The 7,005-nt window shown below is 57.0% G+C and carries 2 protein-coding genes; both read left to right on the top strand.

The genetic code is table 11. The features are described 5' to 3' along the window. Positions 1 to 6,618: VCBS domain-containing protein (locus BUE21_RS04000; protein ID WP_200796683.1), on the top strand; the 6,618-nt coding region annotated here is incomplete at its 5' end. Between the two features lie 128 nt (positions 6,619 to 6,746). Then, positions 6,747 to 7,005, top strand: a 259-nt coding sequence (locus BUE21_RS14660; RefSeq protein WP_200796682.1) for a hypothetical protein, incomplete at its 3' end; no start/stop codon positions are given.

The following is a 7,005-nucleotide window of genomic DNA, read 5'->3' as shown; positions in this document are numbered from 1 at the left end:
ACGGAGCAGGGCACGGCCAATCCAGAAGAGCCGAATACGGCCACAGGTACGCTCACATCCGAGGACGGGGATACAGGAGCGCAGAAGACCTGGAGTATTCCGGGTGGAAACGATGGTGTTTACGGCACGATTGGGATGGATGCGGCCACAGGGCAGTGGACATACACACTGGACAACGCCCGTGTGGCGACCCAGGCTCTCAACGCAGGTGATGAGGTTCAGGAGAGCTTCATTGCGCGTGTGACCGACGAGTATGGAGCATGGGCCGAGCAAGTCATTGTTGTGACCATCACGGGCTCCAACGATGATTTGACTGGTACTGGTGATGAAGTTGTGACGGTGTTAGAAGATGCAGTACTTACTGGCACTATTGGGAGTTATGTTAATGATGTGGATGATGTCATTGAGGTGACTAATTTCTGCATCGATAGTAACGGTGATGGCGTGGATGAGCTTCATACGCCAGATACTGAAGTTACTTTGACCTATGGCGGAGTTGCCATCGGTACGCTGCTTATCAATACGGATGGTAGCTATACCTTTACGCCGACAGCCAACTACTCAGGGGATGTGCCGGTTGTGACCTATACGGTGAGGGAAATCACTGGTGGGGAGGAACTCACTCAGACGCTGACGATCAACATTACGCCCAAGGCCGATGCTCCTGAAATAGATCAAAATAAAACTATCAATACTTTCGAAGATACGGCTGTGGATTTGAATTTGATCAAACCTATCACTACAGATAGCATTGATCTGAATGGTATCGGAAATGGCGACAACCCCGAACTTCTGGGTGCAATCACCCTGAAGCTGACGGGCACCGCCGCTGGCAATGCAAATGTGCTTCACAACAGCACAGTGCTGGAACCCGGTGCAGACGGCAAGATCACCATTGTGATTTCTGATGATCGCACGCACCCGAAAGTCGACTACCACCACGCGGACGTTCCTCCCAGCACGGTCGATGGCGGCGTTTATTACCTGACCGAAACCGAGTACCAGGCCCTCCAGGTCACGCCCGCGCCGGAAAGGCATGAAAACCTTCAGCTTGAAGTCGAGGTCAGCAGCTATGAGGTGGACGATACGGGCAAGCCTTTGGCTGGTGTGGCGGGCGAGTCGGCCACGCAGACCATCGATATTGCCGTGCTGGCAGTCACCGATGAGCCGGAGCTTGCGCTGAGCGGTGATACAAAGACCGTCAAGGAAGATGCCGTGCTGACCCTGACCAATGACCTGACTGCGACCTTCGACGATATCGATGGCTCGGAACAGTTCTGGTACAGCGTGACAGGCTTGCCAGAGGGCACCGTCGTGACCATCAATGGCCAGCCCTACACAGCAGGCGAAGGCGGCAGCATCAGCAGTGCGGCCCACAAGATCACGGTGGATGCAGCTACCAAGCAGCCGAGCTTTACCATCAAGACCCCGGACGATTACAGCGGCAGTTCCCCGACTGTCAAGATCACCCTGCATGTTCAAGACCGCGACAACGACAGCACAGGGCATACGCCGACCGAACAGACCAAGGACGTGACATTCACATTGGATGTCTTGCCCCAGGCCGGTGACGTGCAGGCTGGCGATGTGGAAACCGATGAAGACACGGCTGTGCGCTTCCTGCAGCATGTGGAGGTCACGGACAAGGGTACGACCCATGGCACCGAGGTCATTGACAGTGTGTCGTTTACGGTACCGACCGAGGGCAATACTGCTGACAGTACCTGGGTTGTGAATGCACCCACGCAGGACCCGACGGCTGCGGAAGATGGCTACACGATCATCGGAAATGGCACCAGCGGCACTTATACAATCGTTTTCAATAACGATGACAGCGGCAGCGATAAGGTATTGTCACAAGTTGAGCGCGAGGCCGTGTTGGATAACTTCACCATCACTCCACCAGCGCACAGCAGCAAGGATGCCACCATTGAGTTGAGCATCACGACCACGGATACCTATGCTGGACTGGCTCCAAGTACCGAGATTGTCAATCGGGATGTGAAGATTACAGTCAATCCTGTTGCCGAAACCACAACCGCAGACACCAATGATGCTGGCGGCAACGATGTCACCATCACCCCCAACCACACTTACACTACGAAAGGTGAGGAAGACCAGTGGTTTACATTGGGCAAGGAGGCTCCATTTGACCTGAAGGCCGGCTGGAGCAATGAAGATGTCGGTGAAAGCACCTATGCCCGTCTGACTCCCAGTTTGGTTGCTGGTGGTGACGGTCCGCAAGCCTCTGCCATTGGTTCGCAGTTCCGTTGGTCAACCAATGGCGACACCACAGAGGAAGGGGGAGCATGGCAAACCGCCACTTACACCGGTACGCCGATTGACGTTCCGGTGGAGTATCTGGATACGCTGCAATTCCTGGCCCCGGCGAACTTCTCCGGCCAGTTCAGCATTGGTGTGCAAGCCTACACGGTGGACTATGACGATGATGATGAACACCACACAGGTGAGCCAGTCTCTGCGCTATCAGGCTCTGCCACGCTGGCCAATGTGATCATCCAACCGGTGGCCGATGAGGTCACGCTGACACTGCACAGCCGTGCCAGTGGCCTGGAGGATACGAAGATTCCGCTGACGGTCAATCTGAAGAGTTCCGATCCGTCGGAAACCTTCAACCTCACCATTGCGGATATTCCGGCTGGAGCCAAGATCTTTGTGAACCATGTGGAGCAAACGCCGACTGAAGGCAGCATCACCATTACAAACTTCATCAATGGCACGCCTCTGCATGTTCAGGCACCACCAGACAGCAACGAGGACTTCAATTTGATGGTTTCTGCCGAGTCGGTGGATGAACTGACCATTGATGGTACGCCTTACCGTAGCACCAACGCCGTGGAGGACAGCCAGACCATCCGCGTTGAGGTGCGCGGTGTGGCGGATGAGCCAAAAGTGGAGCCGACTGAGAATGCCGCTTCCTACACCGAGGCGGGGCTGGATGACAAGACAGAGAGCATTGCGCTCAAGGACTTGGTGAGCGTGCAACTGGCCGATGGTGAGCACGCCGAGAATCCCCAGTCCGAAACCCTGACTGTGCGGGTGACGGGCTTGCCGCAGGGCTTCAGTCTGGAAGGGGGTACGATGTTGGTGACGGGCCTGGGTGCTGAACGCGTCTGGGTGCTGACCCCGCAGCAGTTTGCCAATGCCAAGATCACCGTGCCTGCCAACTACAGCGGTACGCAGACCTTCCAGGTGGCGGGGGTGAGCACGGAGAACGATGGTGATTCGTTCACCGGTGCTTATAAAGATGTGTCGTTTACCGTGACTCCCTCGCCGGAGGCGACTTTGTCTGCCAATGGTGCTTTGGTGGAAGACCAGATCACCCTGCTGGGTCTGGCCATCCAACACCAGAATGGCGACTTTGACGAGACTCTGGTGGGTGTCTGGGTCAAGGTGAGCGATGCCGAAACGGCTGACTTCACGCTGTACCTTGGCACGGAAAAACTGTCCACGGCGGGCCTCACAACGACGAATATTGATGGTGGTGATGCCTACTATGAATTGACGGCCGAACAGGCAGGGCAACTCGGGGCCAAGGGCAAGGCGAATGCCGATGGCGACCTGAATGAGCTGACGCTCAAGTACAAGGTGCAGGATCAGCATTACGGCAATACCCAGAGTGCGGATAGCCCAGTTGTGAGCGACTACAAGGACCTGTCCATCGACCTGCACGCCGTGCCGGTGACCGATGAGGTCAAGCTTTCCATCACTTCGATTGTGAGCGGCGGCACGACAACCGATGAGCACGCCGATGACGACGCCAGCCCTGACACCACCTTGCTGACAACACCCGGCCAGGTGACGGTGAGTCTGAAGATTGCCAAGTTGGAGGATGGCGATGCAGACAATGCGGTGGATGCCGATGGCAGCGAGAAGCTGATTCGTATCATCATTGAAGGAGTGCCTGATGGCGTGACCGTGGAAGGTGGCCAACAGATTGGCGGCACGACCTGGCTGCTGATCCATGAGCAGCCGCCGACCGACATTGACCACGTGGATGGTATTGATTACGACGTGGTCTTCAATGTCAGTGGCCGCAATGGTGACTTGGATGCACCGATCACGATTACGGTCCAGACCCAGGATCGGGGTTTTGATGGCAACAGCACGGACACCGACATCAAGGCAGATTCCGTACAGTGGCATCTGAAGGCTGACTTTGAAGGTGGTCTTGGAGATGATCCGGCCCTCATCACAGCATGGGCGTACAACGGCGAGAAGGCCAACGAAGACGTGCCGTTCACGCTGGGCAGCAAGGTCACGGCAGCAATTGAAATCCAGGACCCTGCTATTGCCAACACCTTCACGGTGACGCTGAAGAACGTGCCCGTGGGCACGGGCATCGAGGGAGCCTACCAGACCGTGGTGGAGGGTGAGGTGGTGTGGACGGCCTCCGTTACCACTGCTCCAGGGGATGATACGGCTGCTGCGCAGCAGAAGCTGGCTGAATTGCTGGAGAGCATTCGCATCACCGCGCCGGAGCACAGCAACGAGAACAATGCCGCAGGTGCATTCGACTTTGATGCGGTATTGACGGCTTCCGTGTCGAATGGCCGCAGCAATGAGGCGAACGCGGATTTGCTGATACCGGTTGATCCGGTGACAGACAGGCCCAATCTGGTTTTGACAGCCGAGAGCGTGGCGGAGGGAGCCGACCGCATACCGGTGACCGTGAAGGTGACATCCGGTGCGGATGGCGAGCATGGCAATCTGGTGGGCGGCAAGCTGTACGTGAAGCTGGATGATGCCACTTCAGATAACTTGAAGGGCGGCAAGCTGTTCCTTGGTGCAGATGAGCTGACTGAGACTGAGACGATCGACGGGCAGACCTATTACGTCATCAAAGATGTTGATCTTGGCGAGACTGTGAGCCTGAGCTACCAGTTGCCAGAGGGAACGGCAGGTGACCAGTCTGGCACGGTGCACTTCTCTGCGGCAGTGAAGTTCAAGGAAGCCGGTGCAGAGGAAATCGTGACAACCGCAACGCAACAAGCCCAGGTGGAAATTGTGCACAACGGGGTGGAGGTCAGCAGCGAACCGGTATCAGGCAATGAGGCCAGCTTGTCAGACAAGACGCAGGCCATCAAGCTGGATCTGGAGGTGACGCTCAAGGACAATGATGGTTCGGAAGCCGTGAAGACCATCATTCTTGGCAATGTGCCGCAAGGTTTCCTGGTGTACACGGGTACGGATGCAGGCAACGCTACTTTGGCAAGTCAGGCCAGCAATGCCGGTGGCATGGATGGCACGAACTCCTGGATTGTTTCTGGCGCAGACGGCAGCCTGCCTGCTTATGTGGCCATCTCGCCGCCAGCGTTCTGGAGTGGCAGTCTTGAAAACCTGGAGCTGACCGTTGAGTCGGGCGAGAAAACAGGTCTGGCGGGCAGCAACACCGAGACATTTGATGTCGCAGCCGTCACAGTCAGTCCAGTTGCCAATGGTGTGACGCTTCAGACCACACTCACTTTTGGGGCCGAGAATACGGTGCTCTCGCTCAACCTCAATGCGGGAATGACCGATGTCAGGGATGCCTCTGTTTCACATGGAGGGTCGGTTGTTGCAGCGGATCAGAGTACGGAAACCGCCAGTGTGCGCATCACGGGTCTGGGGCAATATGCTTCCTTCTATATTGATGGAGTGCAGATTGAGGCTGGCTATGATGCTTCGACCCAAAGCTACACCATCACCGGCCTGAGTCAGTCCGACCTCGATAACCTGGGCTTCAAGCAGGCACGCAGTGCACTGGTGGACCAGAACACTGGTGCTGCGGGAACCCAGATCAAGGTGGATGTCTGGACGGTGGAGAGCGGTAATTCAGCAAGCCCTTCTACAGAACGGACTGGTTTTGTGACGGTCAATTCCAGTGGCCAGTTGTCCACTAGCGGAGCGGATACTCTGATCTGGACGGCTCCGACAAACCCGAATGCCATTATCAATGGCCTGGGTGGTAGAGACACCGTGCAGTTGCGTTATGGTGAGAGTGTGAGCGGTGACACTCTGGCCAACCATTTGCGCAACATTGAGGTGCTGGACCTGTCGGTTGCTGGAACCAACACCATCGATGGTCTGACACCCGATTACGTCAAGTCGATCGTGGGCACTGGTGGCACTACACTGACCATTCAGGGCGCAGCCGAAGATTCGGTGGCACTGTCTGGACAGTGGGTCTATGGCAGCAATGGTACCTGGACGGGTACTCTGACTGGTGCTGGAACCGTTTCGCTGGTCATTGACGGCGTGGATGTCAATACCAGTGCAGTGACTGCTGCTGCACCGGGTGCCGAGGGCTTTGGCCTGTTCAGCCTGCAAGATGGTGGGCTGGGCGATGCGGGGCTGTCTGGCTCCACGCTGGGGCTGAGTGCGTTGCTGGAAGAAGGCGACCGGTCTTCTGCCGACGATGATGCCCAGACACCGGGTGCCGAAGTGGAAGATGATGCGCTGGATGGCTTGCTGAGCGATTCCGATGCCACGGATGAACTGTCTGTGCTGTTGGGCGAGGACGAGTCTGCCGCTGCGGTTCCGGATGCCACTGCCTATGTGCCGCCGGTGCACAATCCGCTGGACGATTTGGATCAGCCGCAGACTTCGCTGGTCTGATAAGGGCTGTGGCCGACTGAGCCAGTAGGCGAACGCCGGGTTTTTGCTGCAAAAGCCCGGCGTTTGCTGTTTCTGTGGTTTCTGTGCCGTGTGGCGGTGTGTGGGTTCTGTATGGGAAGGAAGTTTTTGTGAAATGCGATTCTTCGCCAGAGTGTGGCGGGCGGATGCCCTCTGCGCTGCCGTGGGTGGGTGTGCTGTGGTTGGTGCTGTCCCTGCCTGTCTGGGCACAGGAATGGAGTCAGGATGATGGATTGGCTGCCGCTGAGGTGGCGCAGCTGGAAGGAGATGGCTGGCTGCTGGTCTGGCCGCCGGCCTACCACGATCCGATGACGGAGCAGACGGAGCAGACGGAGCAGACGGAGCAGACGGAGCAGACGGAGCAGACGG

It is taken from the genome of Lampropedia hyalina DSM 16112 (genome assembly GCF_900129055.1).
GTDB lineage: Bacteria > Pseudomonadota > Gammaproteobacteria > Burkholderiales > Burkholderiaceae_C > Lampropedia > Lampropedia hyalina.
This window is presented reverse-complemented; position numbering and strand designations above follow the sequence as displayed.